At 62.2% G+C, this 13,238-nt stretch carries 13 protein-coding genes; 5 read left to right on the top strand and 8 right to left on the bottom strand.

The window, feature by feature from the left end; translation table 11 throughout:
- Positions 1-167 precede the first annotated feature (167 nt).
- The 5 genes from HYR72_24580 to HYR72_24600 form a co-directional block, all read right to left on the bottom strand.
- Positions 168-1,547: a sigma-54-dependent Fis family transcriptional regulator gene (locus tag HYR72_24580; GenBank protein ID MBI1818169.1), complete on the bottom strand. Its 1,380-nt coding sequence runs from the start codon at positions 1,545-1,547 to the stop codon at positions 168-170.
- A gap of 94 nt (positions 1,548-1,641) precedes the next feature.
- Positions 1,642-3,735: a pilus assembly PilX N-terminal domain-containing protein gene (locus HYR72_24585; GenBank protein MBI1818170.1), complete on the bottom strand. Its 2,094-nt coding sequence runs from the start codon at positions 3,733-3,735 to the stop codon at positions 1,642-1,644.
- Positions 3,736-3,745: 10 nt separating this feature from the next.
- Positions 3,746-4,600, bottom strand: a complete 855-nt coding sequence (locus HYR72_24590; GenBank protein ID MBI1818171.1) for a type II secretion system protein — start codon at positions 4,598-4,600, stop codon at positions 3,746-3,748.
- The gene (locus tag HYR72_24595) at positions 4,572-4,958 is read right to left on the bottom strand and encodes a type II secretion system protein (GenBank protein MBI1818172.1); all 387 of its coding nucleotides are present in this window, start codon (positions 4,956-4,958) and stop codon (positions 4,572-4,574) included. Before HYR72_24595 ends, HYR72_24590 begins: the two co-directional genes overlap by 29 nt.
- The gene (locus HYR72_24600; protein ID MBI1818173.1) at positions 4,948-5,448 is read right to left on the bottom strand and encodes a prepilin-type N-terminal cleavage/methylation domain-containing protein; all 501 of its coding nucleotides are present in this window, start codon (positions 5,446-5,448) and stop codon (positions 4,948-4,950) included. The genes HYR72_24595 and HYR72_24600 overlap by 11 nt, the downstream gene beginning before the upstream one ends.
- A 246-nt stretch (positions 5,449-5,694) precedes the next feature.
- On the opposite strand from HYR72_24600, the gene HYR72_24605 reads away from it, so the two are divergent.
- Positions 5,695-6,789 carry a hypothetical protein gene (locus HYR72_24605; GenBank protein MBI1818174.1) on the top strand — a complete coding sequence of 365 codons (1,095 nt, stop codon included), beginning with the start codon at positions 5,695-5,697 and terminating at the stop codon, positions 6,787-6,789.
- Positions 6,786-8,054, top strand: a complete 1,269-nt coding sequence (locus tag HYR72_24610) for a tetratricopeptide repeat protein (protein MBI1818175.1) — start codon at positions 6,786-6,788, stop codon at positions 8,052-8,054. Before HYR72_24605 ends, HYR72_24610 begins: the two co-directional genes overlap by 4 nt.
- Here HYR72_24610 and HYR72_24615 read toward each other — a convergent pair.
- Together HYR72_24615 and HYR72_24620 are read right to left on the bottom strand one after the other, a co-directional pair.
- On the bottom strand, positions 8,017-8,520 hold the full coding sequence (locus HYR72_24615; protein ID MBI1818176.1) for a hypothetical protein: 504 nt from the start codon (positions 8,518-8,520) through the stop codon (positions 8,017-8,019). The genes HYR72_24610 and HYR72_24615 overlap by 38 nt on opposite strands.
- Positions 8,517-9,020 carry a hypothetical protein gene (locus HYR72_24620; protein MBI1818177.1) on the bottom strand — a complete coding sequence of 168 codons (504 nt, stop codon included), beginning with the start codon at positions 9,018-9,020 and terminating at the stop codon, positions 8,517-8,519. Before HYR72_24620 ends, HYR72_24615 begins: the two co-directional genes overlap by 4 nt.
- Before the next feature lie 80 nt (positions 9,021-9,100).
- Here HYR72_24620 and HYR72_24625 point away from each other — a divergent pair, with 80 nt between their 5' ends.
- The gene (locus HYR72_24625) at positions 9,101-10,252 is read left to right on the top strand and encodes a deoxyguanosinetriphosphate triphosphohydrolase (protein ID MBI1818178.1); all 1,152 of its coding nucleotides are present in this window, start codon (positions 9,101-9,103) and stop codon (positions 10,250-10,252) included.
- 137 nt (positions 10,253-10,389) lie between these two features.
- Positions 10,390-11,280, top strand: a complete 891-nt coding sequence (locus HYR72_24630) for a hypothetical protein (GenBank protein MBI1818179.1) — start codon at positions 10,390-10,392, stop codon at positions 11,278-11,280.
- Between the two features lie 172 nt (positions 11,281-11,452).
- Here the strand turns inward: HYR72_24630 and HYR72_24635 are convergent, their stop codons facing one another.
- Positions 11,453-12,388 carry an IS1595 family transposase gene (locus HYR72_24635; GenBank protein ID MBI1818180.1) on the bottom strand — a complete coding sequence of 312 codons (936 nt, stop codon included), beginning with the start codon at positions 12,386-12,388 and terminating at the stop codon, positions 11,453-11,455.
- Positions 12,389-12,676: 288 nt separating this feature from the next.
- Between HYR72_24635 and HYR72_24640 the strand changes: the two genes are divergently transcribed.
- Entirely contained in the window at positions 12,677-13,081 is a 405-nt protein-coding gene (locus tag HYR72_24640; protein MBI1818181.1) for a hypothetical protein, read from the top strand.
- The last annotated feature ends 157 nt before the right edge of the window (positions 13,082-13,238 follow it).

Consider the following 13,238-nt stretch of genomic DNA (forward strand, 5'->3'; position numbering starts at 1 on the left):
CGATTGGTTTGGGCGCGGGCGCGCAGCCATCGCGCGGCATGTGGCGCGTCGACTTCACAACTTAGCGTGAAATTTTTATCGCGTGTAGATGTTTGATCTACGTTGCGGCACAGAACGTAGCGCGGATATCAACATGGCGTCTGCAATGGACAACGCTCGGGCACCGTTCATTCTGATGTATCGCGAACGGTGATGCCGTACTTGTCGAGACGGTAGCGCAGCGCGCCGCGGCCCATGCCAAGCAGGCGCGCGGCGCGGCTGAGGTTGCGCCCGGTGCGTTCGAGCGCTTGCAGCAACAGGCTGCGTTCCACGTCGTCCATCTTGAGGCCGTCGGACGGAATCGAGATGCCCTCGGATTGCGGCGGGTGCGGACGCTGCAATTGGTCCTGCGGAAAATCGGCCTGCGTGATCAGGTTGCCGCGGCTGACGATGACCGCGCGCTCGATCGCGTTGGCGAGCTCGCGCACGTTCCCGTCCCACGGTGCCTGCATCAGATAGTCGACGGCATCCTGCGAGAAGCCGGGGAGGTCCTTGCCGGTTTCGCGCGCCAGGCGGCCGAGGATGTGCATGCCGAGCGGAAGAATGTCGTCGCGCCGTTCGCGCAGCGGCGGGATGTGAATGGCAAAGACGTTGAGGCGAAAGAAGAGGTCCTCGCGGAACTGCTTGGCTTGCGCGCGCTGGCGCAATTCGGCGTTGGTCGCTGCGATGAGGCGAGCGTTGACGCGGACGGGGCGCGTGCCGCCCACCGGCAGCATCTCGCGCGTCTCGATCACGCGCAGCAACTTGGCTTGCGCGGTGATCGGCATGTCGCCGATCTCATCGAGCAGGAGGGTACCGTGTGCTGCTTGCTCAAGGAGGCCGGATTTCCGGCGCTCGGCGCCGGTGAACGAGCCGCGCTCGTGGCCGAACAGCTCGCTCTCCATCAGGGTTTCGGTGATCGCCGCGCAGTTGAGCGCGAAAAATGGGCCGGAGCGGCGTGTGCTGTTGTAGTGAATCGCGCGCGCCAACACTTCTTTGCCGACGCCGCTCTCGCCGCTGATGAGAACGATGACGTCGCGCTGCGCCGCCTCGGCCGCGAGAGCCAGCACCTGCTGCATTTGCGGCGAGCGGCCGACAAGCTGGGAGAAGTCGTATTTCTCCACCACCTCGCTGCGTAGGCGGCGATTCTCGGCGACCATGTGACCAACGTCGATGCCCTTTTCAACCAGCGCGAGCAGCACTTCGCGTCGAACCGGACGGGTGAGGAAATCCATCGCGCCGGCTTTCATCGCTTCCACCGCGCGCTCGACCGAACCGTATGCCGTCATCACGATGACCTGGGCGTTGGGTTCGAGCCGGCGCAGCTCTTTGAGAAGCGTGATGCCGTCCATGCCCGGCATCTGCAGATCGATGACGGAGAGGTCGATGGGGGTCTTGCGGAAGAGGTCAAGCGCTTCGGCGCCCGACTCGGCCACGTGGACGGTGTAGCCGACCTTGCCGAGGGAGAGGCGGAGCAGGCGGCGGTTGTCGAGGTTATCGTCGACGACGAGAATGGATCCTGTGCTCATGTGGGCCGCACTCACATGTAGCAATGAATTCGATCGCGAACAACGTGGTAATTTTTGCGCGACAACGCGCCGCGCGATTGCTGGGCGTGCCCGACTACTTGAATTCTTCGGTGAAGAGCACCTGCTGCACGTACACGAAGCGCGGTGAGAGCGGGGGCAGGTTCGCCGCATTGTTGAATTCTGCGTCGTAGTCCCAGTTGCGCAGCGGCGGTGAGTACATTTGATTGTTCCACAAGCCGGTCACGTGCTGTGGATTGCCCAGGCTAACGAACGAGCCAAGGTAGTTGAAGTTGATGTTGCCCCAATTTTCGTTGAAGCGGGGATAGTTCTCCAGGCCGCCGTTGTACGTTGCCGTGCCGCCATTTGGCGTGGTCTCATCAACACCACCCAGGAAGGCGGTATTGATCGTTGTAGCGGTCGCGTTGCGGTTACCGCTACCATTGTCATCGATAGATTGCCGGTCGTTGGTGTGCACGCCGGCTCCCGGATTGGCCGCCGCTGCCCACCAGTTGTTTGAGAGCACGTTAATCGAATCACCCAAAATCGCGGCCGGCTGCTTGCCGGCGGCGATGGTGGCAAAACTATTGTAATCGCCTTGGACGTAGACCGCTTGATCGCTCACGACCGTAATCCCGGTCGGATCCGAACCCATCGCTGGAAAGGGGAGGGTGTTCGAGCCGAAGATGCGCACCCCATAGCGATTTGAGGCGAGACCGGACTCGGGGCCCTGCACCGAAAGAAACAACACGATTCCGCCGTCAGTGCGATCGGCGGGGTCGAAGAAGCGGCCGTTCGAGGGTAACGTCTGGTTGTAGGCGAGTAGATCCCGTACGTCGAGATTGAGGAGGTACATCCACTTACGCTCGCGGAAGTTGTAGAAGCCCCCGCGACGGTAGTCGGTGGCGCCGGTGGCGACCATTGTGGTGCCGGTACCGTAGACTCGATTGTCGCTGGCGAACGCGGGACTGTAGCAGACCGCGGTCGCATTGAAACACCCGAAAGCTGCCACGTGACCGTCGTCACAATTGCATCCGGCAGCGCCACCGAGGATCGGGCGGTCGGTGTAAAACAGCGGGCGCGTGCTGTTCGCCGGTCCAAACGAGCTGTTCGTGGCCATGAATGCTGTCAGGAGAGCCGTCTTCGCAACATCCTGTGTACCTGCGGCGTTCTGCACCTCGATGGTGAACTGATTTGGGGGAACGCTTCCAACTAGTGTGTTGTCCAAATTGAGGACTATCCGAAGATCAGCCTTTGTCCAGTACACGCCGCTGCCGCGCGCCGCGATATCGGGATCGGGAACCGAGATGCTCTCCAGCTGACTGGCCATGCTTCCCTTCCATTGAGCGACTTCGGCGGTGGGAACCTTGCGGGTACCGCCGGCGCTGCTCACGCCAGCGGGCGTTGACGGCGCGCCGGTGCAGTTCAGGCCGAGTGGGTCGAGATAGCCCGCCGTCGGCTGGAACGGGGAGGCTAAGTCTTCGAGTTTATCGACCGTTACGGTGCCAGGGTTGTCGCACGAGTTGGCGCGTTTGCGGCCGCGGTACATGTCGCCCTTGGCGCTGACTTGCACGTTCGGATTGGTTGCGGTGTCGGAGATGGTGAGGCTCGCGTTGTCGGCGCTGAGATAGAGATCGCCGTTGGTATGGACACGACCGTGCAAGTTCATGTCGCGGCCAGGGGCGATTTCCAGGTCCTTCTTGTAGAACGCGACGAACTGGAAGATGGGAATGTACCCGACTTTGAACTCAGCGTTGACGCGCGCTTCGACGTCGCTACTCGATGACGCCGTAGAGTTCGCGATATAGTCGTACTCCTGCGAGTTGAGGCCGCCGAACAGTTGCCCCGGCGGAATGATGATCACGGGCGCGGCGCCGCTTACGTACGCTGTTACGTCGCTGATCTGATAGTTCACGTTGCGCGAGCCGATAGAAATCGAGTGCGCGGCGAAGTCAGACCCGGTCGGCACATTGAAATTGAGGAAGATGTTGCGATAGTCGCCCATGCCGCGATTGAGGCCGGACTCGGCCGCGTAGAAGCCGGTAGTAGTGCGTTGGTACGCCCCGCGCAAAGCCGTATCCATGTTGGTCGAGGTGTTGAGCGCCACGGCCAAGCCCATCAGCATGGCCAAGATCATCATGACGGCGACCAGGGCGACGCCGGATTCGCTTCGACGATGGAGCGAAGACATCTGTAGCTCCTCAGCCGGGTAGCAAGTTGCGCGGTTTCGCGGAAACCGTGCGCGCTACCCGATAGTATTGGCCGGTGCTTAGCGTGCCGCGTGAACGGGCCGTGAGGGTGATAAAGATCTGGTTGACCAGAGCGAACTCCGTGTTGTTGGCCGGCACGTCGACTACGTCGCAACCGGCGGCCGAGGAGCAATTGCGCGCCAACTGGTACTGGAGCTGAAGATTCTCGATGCCGATGGCAAATGGTGTGGCGGTGGCACCATTGACCCCGAGCGCTAGCACCGGCAACGAGGGATTGCTGTTGTCAACCTTGTACTGCCGCTCATCAACAGCATAGACACCAGCGCCAGCCGGGTAGGCCGACGAAAGCGTGGTGCCCTTTGTCAGGGTATTGCCCGCTGTGTCGACGCCGGTGAGGTTGAAGAGTTCCCCAGAGAGGCAATTGTTGTTGCAGATGTAGACGCGCATGGTGCTGGTGAAGCCGCTCGCGACCTGCACCGGGATTGTCGCGGTCGAGGTCGCGATGTCGGCTATCGTCACGGTCCGCACGCAGGTTTCGTTGGGACGGACCAACCCAGTGCGAGTGACGATCTGATCCGTACCCGAATTGACGCTATCCAAGGTGACGAAGTCGCCGGTGACGGGTAAGCAAGCCCCACCCAAGCGGAGATCGCGGACCATCTCGTCCATCGAGGCGCGCAAGCCTTGCAGCGTCTCAGTACGAACGATCTGATCAGTAATCGTGGTGCGCGCTGCGACGAAGAACGCGCCGGCCACTGCCATGGCCATCGAGATGATGACGGTGGCGACGAGCAACTCTACCAGCGAGAAGCCGCGGCTACCGTTTGATGGCTGTATAGATTGCATTGATCGTATAGGTTTGGGCCCCGGCCGGCTCCGTCCAACTAACCTTGGTGGCGATGGCCTTCATGCCGTCGGCGGGAGAGTCGTCGGTGACCGTAGTGGCGATCGTGTAGGTCATGGCGGCAACAGTTTGGCTGGAAGTGCGATCGTCGATCTTGCTGTAATCCAGACCACGCAGATCTTCGAGTTCGCGCTCGGCGAGGGCGATCGCGGTGGTCCTCGTCATGTTGGTGCCCTGCATCCGGATCTGCCGCATCAGCATGTCGCCAACCGCACTCGCGGTGAGGCCGAACAGCGCCAGCGCGACCAGCGATTCGATGAGCGTCGATCCGCGGTGGTTGGTTCTCAGGCTAAAGTTCATTGACTTGCCCTGATGGCCACACTTGCAGCGACTTGGTGACGCTGAAGCTGTCCTGCACGTCGAGTTGTTTCACCGCGCTCAAGCCCGTCGCCAGGCCGCGCGAGTTGAACTCGATGGTGGTGCTGACCGACGTGGATTTGAACTGCGTCCCGACCGGGACCGTGATGGTCTGCGCTACAAAGGCGCTATCGGCGATCCACGTCCCAGATCCTGCCGGGCTTTCGAGCATGCGCGTCATCTTGATGGTCGTCGTCGTCGGTATGCTGATTTGATAGTGAATGCTCTTGGTAATGGCGTTCGAGCGAGCGATCCGCAGATTAGCGATTGCGATGCGCTGTGCGGTGACGACATCGACCCGGCGGGCATCGAAGTGCGGCATGGCGATCTTCGCGACTATGGCGAGGATCGTAAGGGCAGTCATCAACTCGATCAGCGAGTAGCCGCGCGCGTTGGCTGTCCAAAATCGCTGTCTCTGGTTGCGCGCGTGCACTTTCGGCCACCTCTTGCGCGGCAAACGACGCAACCTCTGTGCCCTCAGCGTACACGCAATCTCTGCGGCTCGATGGCGAGGTCGGCCTCGCATCAATCAACGAGATCGGCGCCATGGCTTTGGCGATCGTTACGAAGATGCCGCCGGAGTGCCGCGCCTGGGCTTGGCCTTCACGCCCCGGGCGGTGTAAGACCGCCCATCGGCCGGCTTGGGGCCGAAGAGGTCGAGGCCAAAGAGGCTGTGGTTGTGGATAACGATTGGAGCAGACACTGGATTCGGGTCATCGCCCCCGCGTACTGTCTAGCGCTGGCAGCGCTCAGCGGAGCGGTTGCGCTCAGCCCGATCGTGTTGAACTGCGTTGCGCTCTCGCATGGCGAACGCCTTGCGATTGGCGGCCTGGCGGTACTGCAGCTTCTGACCGCGGCCGCGGTGCAAGCGGAGCGCGGCGGCGCGAATGCGATCGTAACCCTCGCGTTGATTTCGACGACGGCGTTGAGCGCCGCCCTGGCACCGGTGTCGCGACTGGAACCGAGCGGCGTGCTCCTGCTGCTGACCGGGCTGTTTGCGGTGTCGGCGCTCGTCGGGCCGGCGGTCGGGATCACGGCGGTCTGCGGCAGCGCAATCGGCACCGCGATCGGCCTCATGTGGATGGCTCCGGTCCTCGACAGCACGACCTTCATGCTCAGCATCGAAGACAGCTACCGCGGGGTTGGCGTCGAACCGAGCTGGCTCTCGTTCAACGCGGCCCTCGCGGTCACGTCGCTGACAATCTTGATTGCGGCGGTACCGGTGGCGCTGGCTGAGCGCCAGCGTCGACTGCGCGAGTTGATGCAACGCGAAAGTGCGCTTGATCGGATCGTTCGCGGTCAGGGTGGCCTGGGTGTGGATCAACGCGATACCGTGGTGGCGACGCTTGCTGATCCGCGCTGGGCGCTGTTCGGTATGGGGACGGTGGAGTGGGGGACCATTCGCATCACTACCGTGCGCGCACCGAGCGATGCGCCACAGTGGCGCGGCATCGCGCAGTCGTTGCGCGATGCGACCGCTTCGCTCACTGATGTCGGCAATCCGCTGGTGCAAGCCGCGCGGCAAGCGCAGCCAATAGCAATTGCCTCGTGGGTCGATCTGCTTCACGGCATATGGCGCGACATCGATCGATCGCAACTCAAGGGTGAGGCGGCCGCGCGCGGCGGCGGATGGGTCATTCCCTTTGGAGCGGGTGTGGAGCGTGGTGTGCTCTTCGCGCTGAGCGCGGGACCTGCAGCGGACTTTGGCTGGCTCGAGGAAATGGCGGGCGCGCTAACCATGTTGCATCGCCCGGTAACGGCGCCGGTGACATGAGAGTCAGCACGGCTGCGGTGTCGCTGTTCCTGATTTGTGCGGTGGTGGCGGGCGCGGAACCGCGCACCGACTTTGCGGCCGGCCTGGCGGCTCTGTCGCAGCGTGACTTCGGAGCCGCTGAGCAATACTTTCGCGCTGTGGTCACGACCGATCCCAGTGCCCACGAAGCGCACAACAACCTCGCCGTCGCCTGCGCCGGACTCGGGCGCGACGACGAGGCGGCTGAGGAACTCCAGGCGGCAGTGCGATTGCGTCCCGACTACGAGCGCGCGCGCCGCAACTTGGCGGCGGTATATGTGCGACTGGCGGCGAAGCAGTTGCTGGCCGCGGCGGAACACACCGAGGGAACTCGGCGGCAAGCCCTCGCCGCCAACGCGCGGGATCTGTTGGCGGCAGGCGCGATCGCTGGCGCCAGCGATCTGGTTGCACGCGCTGACGGGCTGGCTGCATTCGTGCCCACTGCCACGGCGACTCCCGCGGACCCGACGGCAGTGCCCACGCTCACACCGATGATCTCACCGACGACGATCCGACCGAGCGCGACCACGACGCCGACGGAGACACCAACCTCACCGGCTACGGTGACTCACGCGCCGCTGAACCCCACAACGGCGACGCCGGTAGTGGGCATCTCCGTACCGATAGTGATCGAACCCATCGGCGCGTACGCACTGGTGGTCGACCCCACCATGCGTCTCGCCACATTGTATCGGCGCGATACCAACAGCCTCGTCCTGGTCGGCAGCTGGCCAATCACGGTGCGGGGGCGAGTCGGCGTGGCTCCAATGCTTGCGATCACCCGTCGCAGCGAATGGAGCGTCCGACTTGCGGACATGCAAACGCAGCGCAGCACGGAGTGGACGATTGAATCCGCCAGCAAGGCAACCAAGGATTCCGATGCGGTGCATCTCGCAACCACCGACTTCCACGCCGCCACCGGCGGCTTGGTACCGGGCCGCGACGTCGTGCTCGTCCTGCTCGACAATGCGATCCCGTCACTCAACGTGGCGATGGGGACGACTCTGCGCGAACAAGTCGAGAGCTGGATCGATCGTCAACGTCCGAAGACTGCGGCCGGCGGCCGGGCGCAGATTGTGGTAACGGCGGTTGGCGATGTCGCAGCGACGGAGTTCGAGTGGGCGAGCGAACCCGTCGGACCACGCAAACGAACGCACTTAGTGTGGCGACGCCAGGTGGACGGAACGTGGGAAGCAGCAGCGGGAGACTCTAGTCGGCGAGATCCGCCAGCTCGACCGCTCGAATAAACAGCGCCGCACCCCACAATGCGCCGCCCTGGTCGCGCAAGCCGACGCCGGCCAACTCGAGCACGGGGGTCGGCCGCGCGGCGGCGTGGACGCGGCGGCTGGCGACTAGCGAGTTGGCCGCGAGATCTTGCAAGAGCGCGGCGGCCTCCGCTTCTCCATTGTCGAACAGCGCGTGCAACATCTGCGACTGCCGGTCGGGGTGGATTCCGAGCACGCTGCGTGCCCCATCGCTCATTGCAGCGCACTGCCCGTTGGCGGCGGTCACGATCCAGCCGGCGGCATAGTCGGGGCGATCCAACAAGGCGCGCAGCACCGGTCCGCCGGCAAGCGGGAGCAGACTCGAGGCGGCCGCGCGCAAGTTGGCGCTGATGTGTGCGGCGCGGTAGAGGCGTACCCGCTCGCGTACGGCGAGCGCGGCCGCTGCACCCGCCAGCAGCGAGAGGATCACCAGGGCCCACGTTGTCATAGTCGGCGCGCCAACACGGACTCAGCAACGGTGTCGCTGATGGCAAGGCACTGTTCGCGCACCAGCGGTAGCCACGGCACCGCCGTCTGGCTGGAATCTCTTCCGATCGCGAGTAAGCAGCGCGTTGCGACCAGACGCGCCTTGACCGCGGCGCTCAACGGGCCGGCGACGCTGCCGATGGCTTCCCGAAGCCGTTCCGCATCGGTCGTCTCCCGCAGAGCGCGCACGATGCTGCGCCGCGCCGCGACCGGGTCGAAGTGGGCGAGCAGATCGAGCCGGAGCACGCGCAGCCCGGGCCAGCGTTGCGGCAAGGCGTGCGTGCGGCCGCTGCGGCGCCCGCGCGCGTCAACGAGGAGAGCCGGACGGGGCAGGGCGGCTCGCTCATCCGCCAGGGTTGCGTGCGCGATGCGCCGATAGTCGCAATCGCGTTCGAGCAAAACCGCCAGCGTCTCGGCAACGCTGTCGCTGTCGCACAGGCCGTAGACGGGTGCGGCGAGCATGGACCTTCTTTGACATCGCCGATTGCCGGACGCAAGCGCGCGTTGGCGTGTGCGGGCATGGGGTGTATAAGCCGGCGACCATGACGGCATCGGACGTTGTAGCCGACCCCGAGGCGCACCTCGCCCCGTACGCGATGCGCAGCCGCGATAGCCGCGGCCGCCAATATCCCGAACCTGAGCATCCGTTTCGGCAGGTCTTTCAGCGCGACCGCGATCGCATCATTCATTCCGTCGCGTTCCGGCGCCTCGAGTACAAGACCCAAGTGTTCGTCAACCACGAGGGTGACTACTATCGCACACGTCTGACGCACACGATGGAGACGGCGCAGATCGCGCGCACCATCGCGCGCGTGCTGAGTCTGAATGAGGAACTGGCTGAGGCCGCCGCGCTGGCGCACGATCTCGGTCACACGCCCTTTGGGCACGCCGGCGAGCGAGTGCTCGATGAACTGATGCAACCGTACGGCGGCTTCGAGCACAACGCACAAAGCCTGCGCATCGTCGACTGGCTCGAGGAGCGCTATCCGACGTTCCGCGGACTGAATCTCTCGTGGGAGTTGCGCGAAGGCATCGTGAAGCACTCGCCTCCATACGATCGGCCGCTGGCGCGCGACTTCACTCTGGGCACCGCGCCATGTTTGGAGATCCAGATCGTCGACTACGCCGATGAGATCGCCTACAACAGCCACGACATCGACGATGGATTGCAGTCGGGGCTGCTCGATTCCGAAGAGATAGAAGCGGTGGCGCTGTGGCGCGAAGCCATCAGCGAAGTGCGCGCGCGTTACCCGCAGGCCGATGAGCATGTGGTGCGCTACCAAGCGATCCGCCGGATGATTGATCGCTGCGTAACTGACCTCATTGAGGCGTCGCGGCAGCGCATTGATGTGCATGGCATTAACAGTGTCGAGCACGTGCGCCAGCATGGCCGGCCGCTGGTCGGGTTGTCGGAGGCGATGGAAGCGCGCCGGCTGGAGCTGAAGGCGTTCCTCATGCAGAAGCTGTATCGTCACCATCGCGTGGTGCGGATGATGATCAAAGTGCAGCGCGTCCTTGCCGATCTCTTCAACGCCTACATGAAGGCACCCGAGCAACTGCCGCCGCACATCCTGCGTCGCAGCACGCAGGGCGAAGCGATCGCACGGGTGGTCGCGGACTACATAGCCGGGATGACAGATCGCTTCGCCCTCGACGAGCACCGCAAGCTGTTCGATCCGCAGGAGCGCGTGTAGTCGGGCCAGATCTCGAATGTCCGATAAGGTACGTTATGGAACCTCGTGGGGCGATTTTGTTGCAATCGACACCCGGTCGGTGTACCCTCCATAAATGCTGACGATTTGGATTTCTGCCCCTTCATGGCGGGTGCGCGATGATTCGCGGGCGGCTGCCGTTCGGTTCCATGCGTGGCTTGCCACGTTTGGGGGGTCTGATGGAGCGAGTTGACGGATTCCCGGTCTTTTACCTCGGCGAAAGTATTGCGGGACTTTTTTTGCAGCTCTGGCCGGACCGGAAAATCTCTGAGGTGGTGGCGGCTGCGAATGCGGCAAAGTATGCACTGGAGTTCTTCCTAAGCGAACAGTTCGTGAGGATGAAGCTCAGCAAGGATTCTGGCCGCGAACTGCTCGCTGCGGTCAATGTCATCTTGGAACAGGCCAAGGAACCGGACCTGCTTTTTTCGGAAGCCCATGTCATGAGCTTCGGTGTGGCAGTGAACAATTTCCGGTCTGTGCTTTCCGTGGAGTTCCCTCGACTGAACGTGTTTTTCGTATCCAGCCGTCGTGCTTGGGATACAGATATTTTCCTGGATGAAGCCGAGAATATCCTCTCGGACAGGGCGCGCGCGACGCTGACCGCTACGTCACTTCGTGACGTTCGAGAAGCGGGTCGTTGCCTTCTATTTGGATTGCCGACGGCAGCGGGGTTTCACATTTTCAGAATGTTGGAGACCTTCGTTCTGGAGTATTTTCCCGTCATTGATGTGTCGATTCCCGAAGAAAAGAAGCGCAGTCTCGGAAACTATCTCAACATTATATCTGAGCATGGCGCGGATAAGGACCTCGTTGCGGATCTTCGGACAGCGAAAGACGGACATCGAAACAGACTGATGCACCCGGAGAAGGTATTGAGCCAACCGGAGGCAGAGAATCTCATGGGTCTGGCCGAACAACTCGCGGACCGTATCGCAGCCGATATTACTCGATTGGAATTCGAGAAGCGGGCGCGCCTCAAAGAAACACAGACCAAGCCAGACAACGGCTAGGATGGTCGAATGGCCTTTGCCAGCGCCTTATCAAACTTCTTTAGGTCCGCGTTTCGAAGCGACTCGCGCAGCGCGTCGTCGCTGGCGCGCTGCTTTGCCGTGATCGGCTTTGCGTCTGGGCGCTTTCGGATTCTCGGCATGGTGGAACTTTAGCATGTCCACCGACTTCGGGCTATTGGCTGCACGTCGCAATCAGGTCGGCGAACACGTCCGGGTTGTTTCGGTTGTTGAAGCGATAGGAGAACTCGTTGAGGTACAACGGCAGGTAGTCCTTGCTGACGTGGTGGAAGCTCCCCATGATGCCGCGCTTGAGCAAGGACCAGAACGATTCGATGTTGTTGGTGTGGACGATGCCGCGCACGTATTCTTGCTGGCCGTGGTTCACGGTCTGGTGCGGCATGTCTTGGCGCACGTAGTTGTAAGCGTGGTTTTCGTCGGTGACGACCAACTCCACCTTCTCGCTCACCACGTCGTCAACGAAGCTGGCGAGAGTAGGCGCGTCGGTGTCGCCAATGACTCGGCAGACTACGTTTCCCTTGCGGGCAATCGCCCCGATCACGCCGACCTTCTTGTAGCCAATCGCTCTGCCGTATGGCCGTGGTCCGGCCGCTTGCCGAACCGCGCCGCTCTTCTTGTTCTTGTGGCGGTTCCGGTCCTTGCCACCGATGTAGGTCTCGTCGACTTCGACCACGCCGTTGAGCCGGAACACGTCGCCCTGCATGGCCGCACGCCAGCGGTGGCACATGTACCAGCAGGTCCGCCAGTCGGTGCCGGAATCTTCACCAAAGATCACGCGGCGGACCTGCAACGAACTCAGACCCTTCTTGGCGGTCAACATCAGGTAGCCGACCTTGAACCACAGATTGAGCGGCACCTTGGTGTCCTGAAAGATGGTGCGGGTGATGACCGAGAAACGGTAGCCGCTGCGGCCACCACAATCGGTGTTCTTGCACGCCCAATGGAACGGTCTGGCCTTCAGGGCGTAGACCTTTTCCTTGGCGTTGCAGCGCGGGCAGCGCACGCCGTCCGGCCACCGCTTCAAGGCCAGGTATTGCTTACACGCTTCGTCGGTCGGGAACTGCCTGTCGAACGCATCGAGCTTTTCCATGTCTGAAGTCTAGCAAAAAGGTGCATGGGTGTCAATACCAACAAAATCGCCCCTCGTGGGCACCTATATCCAACTGGACACCAGCCCAGAACAGTCCAATGATTCCAACGCATGGCCCTTTCTCTAGCGAAGACTTCCTTCGCGAATATTGCCCTCCGAACACGACTGAAGCTGACGCCGAACCAGCATTGGTACCCTTCTCCGCCGAGGGAGCGCGATGAACGCGACCGAGCTGGGCGAGATACCCGGCGGCTTGCATGGCTGGCGCGGACGTAAGGAGGCAACTCCGTGTTCGTTGCCTACTTCGACGAGAGTGGGACGCATGATGCGAAATCAGGTGTGTTCACGCTCGCGTGCTACGTATCGAGTGCGGCACGCTGGGAGAAATTCACTGCGGACTGGAACGCTGCGCTTCGCGCTGAAGGCATCACCGAGTTTCACATGGCCGATTTTGAAAACCGCGTAAAGCAGTTCGCGGGATGGGATGACACGAAGGCAGATCGGCTGATCGCGCGGCTGGCGCAGATCATCAATTTCCGGGTGGCACTTGGTATCAGCCTGTCGGTGTTCGTGGAGGACTACTGCAACCTCATGGTCCCTGATGACGCTCCGCGAAATGGGACTTTCGGAAGCCCTATGTTCTCTGTTTGGAGGGCTGTTTGGAATCGATTTTCCTCAATCGCAACACCCTAACCCTCGCGCCGGGCGAGAAAATCGTTTGCATCTGTGATCGCAACGCGGAAATCCAGGCACGGGCAATCCGTAACTATGATCGGCTTGTCCACACTCGTAGTTGGGGCGTCCACTTTGGAAATCTTTTGTTCGACACGAACGATGAATGCGTTCCCAC

Source organism: Deltaproteobacteria bacterium (genome assembly GCA_016178705.1).
Lineage (GTDB): Bacteria > Desulfobacterota > Binatia > HRBIN30 > JACQVA1 > JACOST01.

Excerpts from the sequence above, each read along its gene's own strand:
- HYR72_24620 (MBI1818177.1), bottom strand. The coding sequence starts at position 9,020 with ATGCTCGCCGCACCCGTCTACGGCCTGTGCGACAGCGACAGCGTTGCC.
- HYR72_24580 (MBI1818169.1), bottom strand. The coding sequence starts at position 1,547 with ATGAGCACAGGATCCATTCTCGTCGTCGACGATAACCTCGACAACCGC.
- HYR72_24590 (MBI1818171.1), bottom strand. The coding sequence starts at position 4,600 with ATGCAATCTATACAGCCATCAAACGGTAGCCGCGGCTTCTCGCTGGTA.
- HYR72_24585 (MBI1818170.1), bottom strand. The coding sequence starts at position 3,735 with ATGTCTTCGCTCCATCGTCGAAGCGAATCCGGCGTCGCCCTGGTCGCC.
- HYR72_24635 (MBI1818180.1), bottom strand. The coding sequence starts at position 12,388 with ATGGAAAAGCTCGATGCGTTCGACAGGCAGTTCCCGACCGACGAAGCG.
- HYR72_24625 (MBI1818178.1), top strand. The coding sequence starts at position 9,101 with ATGACGGCATCGGACGTTGTAGCCGACCCCGAGGCGCACCTCGCCCCG.
- HYR72_24630 (MBI1818179.1), top strand. The coding sequence starts at position 10,390 with ATGATTCGCGGGCGGCTGCCGTTCGGTTCCATGCGTGGCTTGCCACGT.
- HYR72_24615 (MBI1818176.1), bottom strand. The coding sequence starts at position 8,520 with ATGACAACGTGGGCCCTGGTGATCCTCTCGCTGCTGGCGGGTGCAGCG.
- HYR72_24610 (MBI1818175.1), top strand. The coding sequence starts at position 6,786 with ATGAGAGTCAGCACGGCTGCGGTGTCGCTGTTCCTGATTTGTGCGGTG.
- HYR72_24595 (MBI1818172.1), bottom strand. The coding sequence starts at position 4,958 with ATGAACTTTAGCCTGAGAACCAACCACCGCGGATCGACGCTCATCGAA.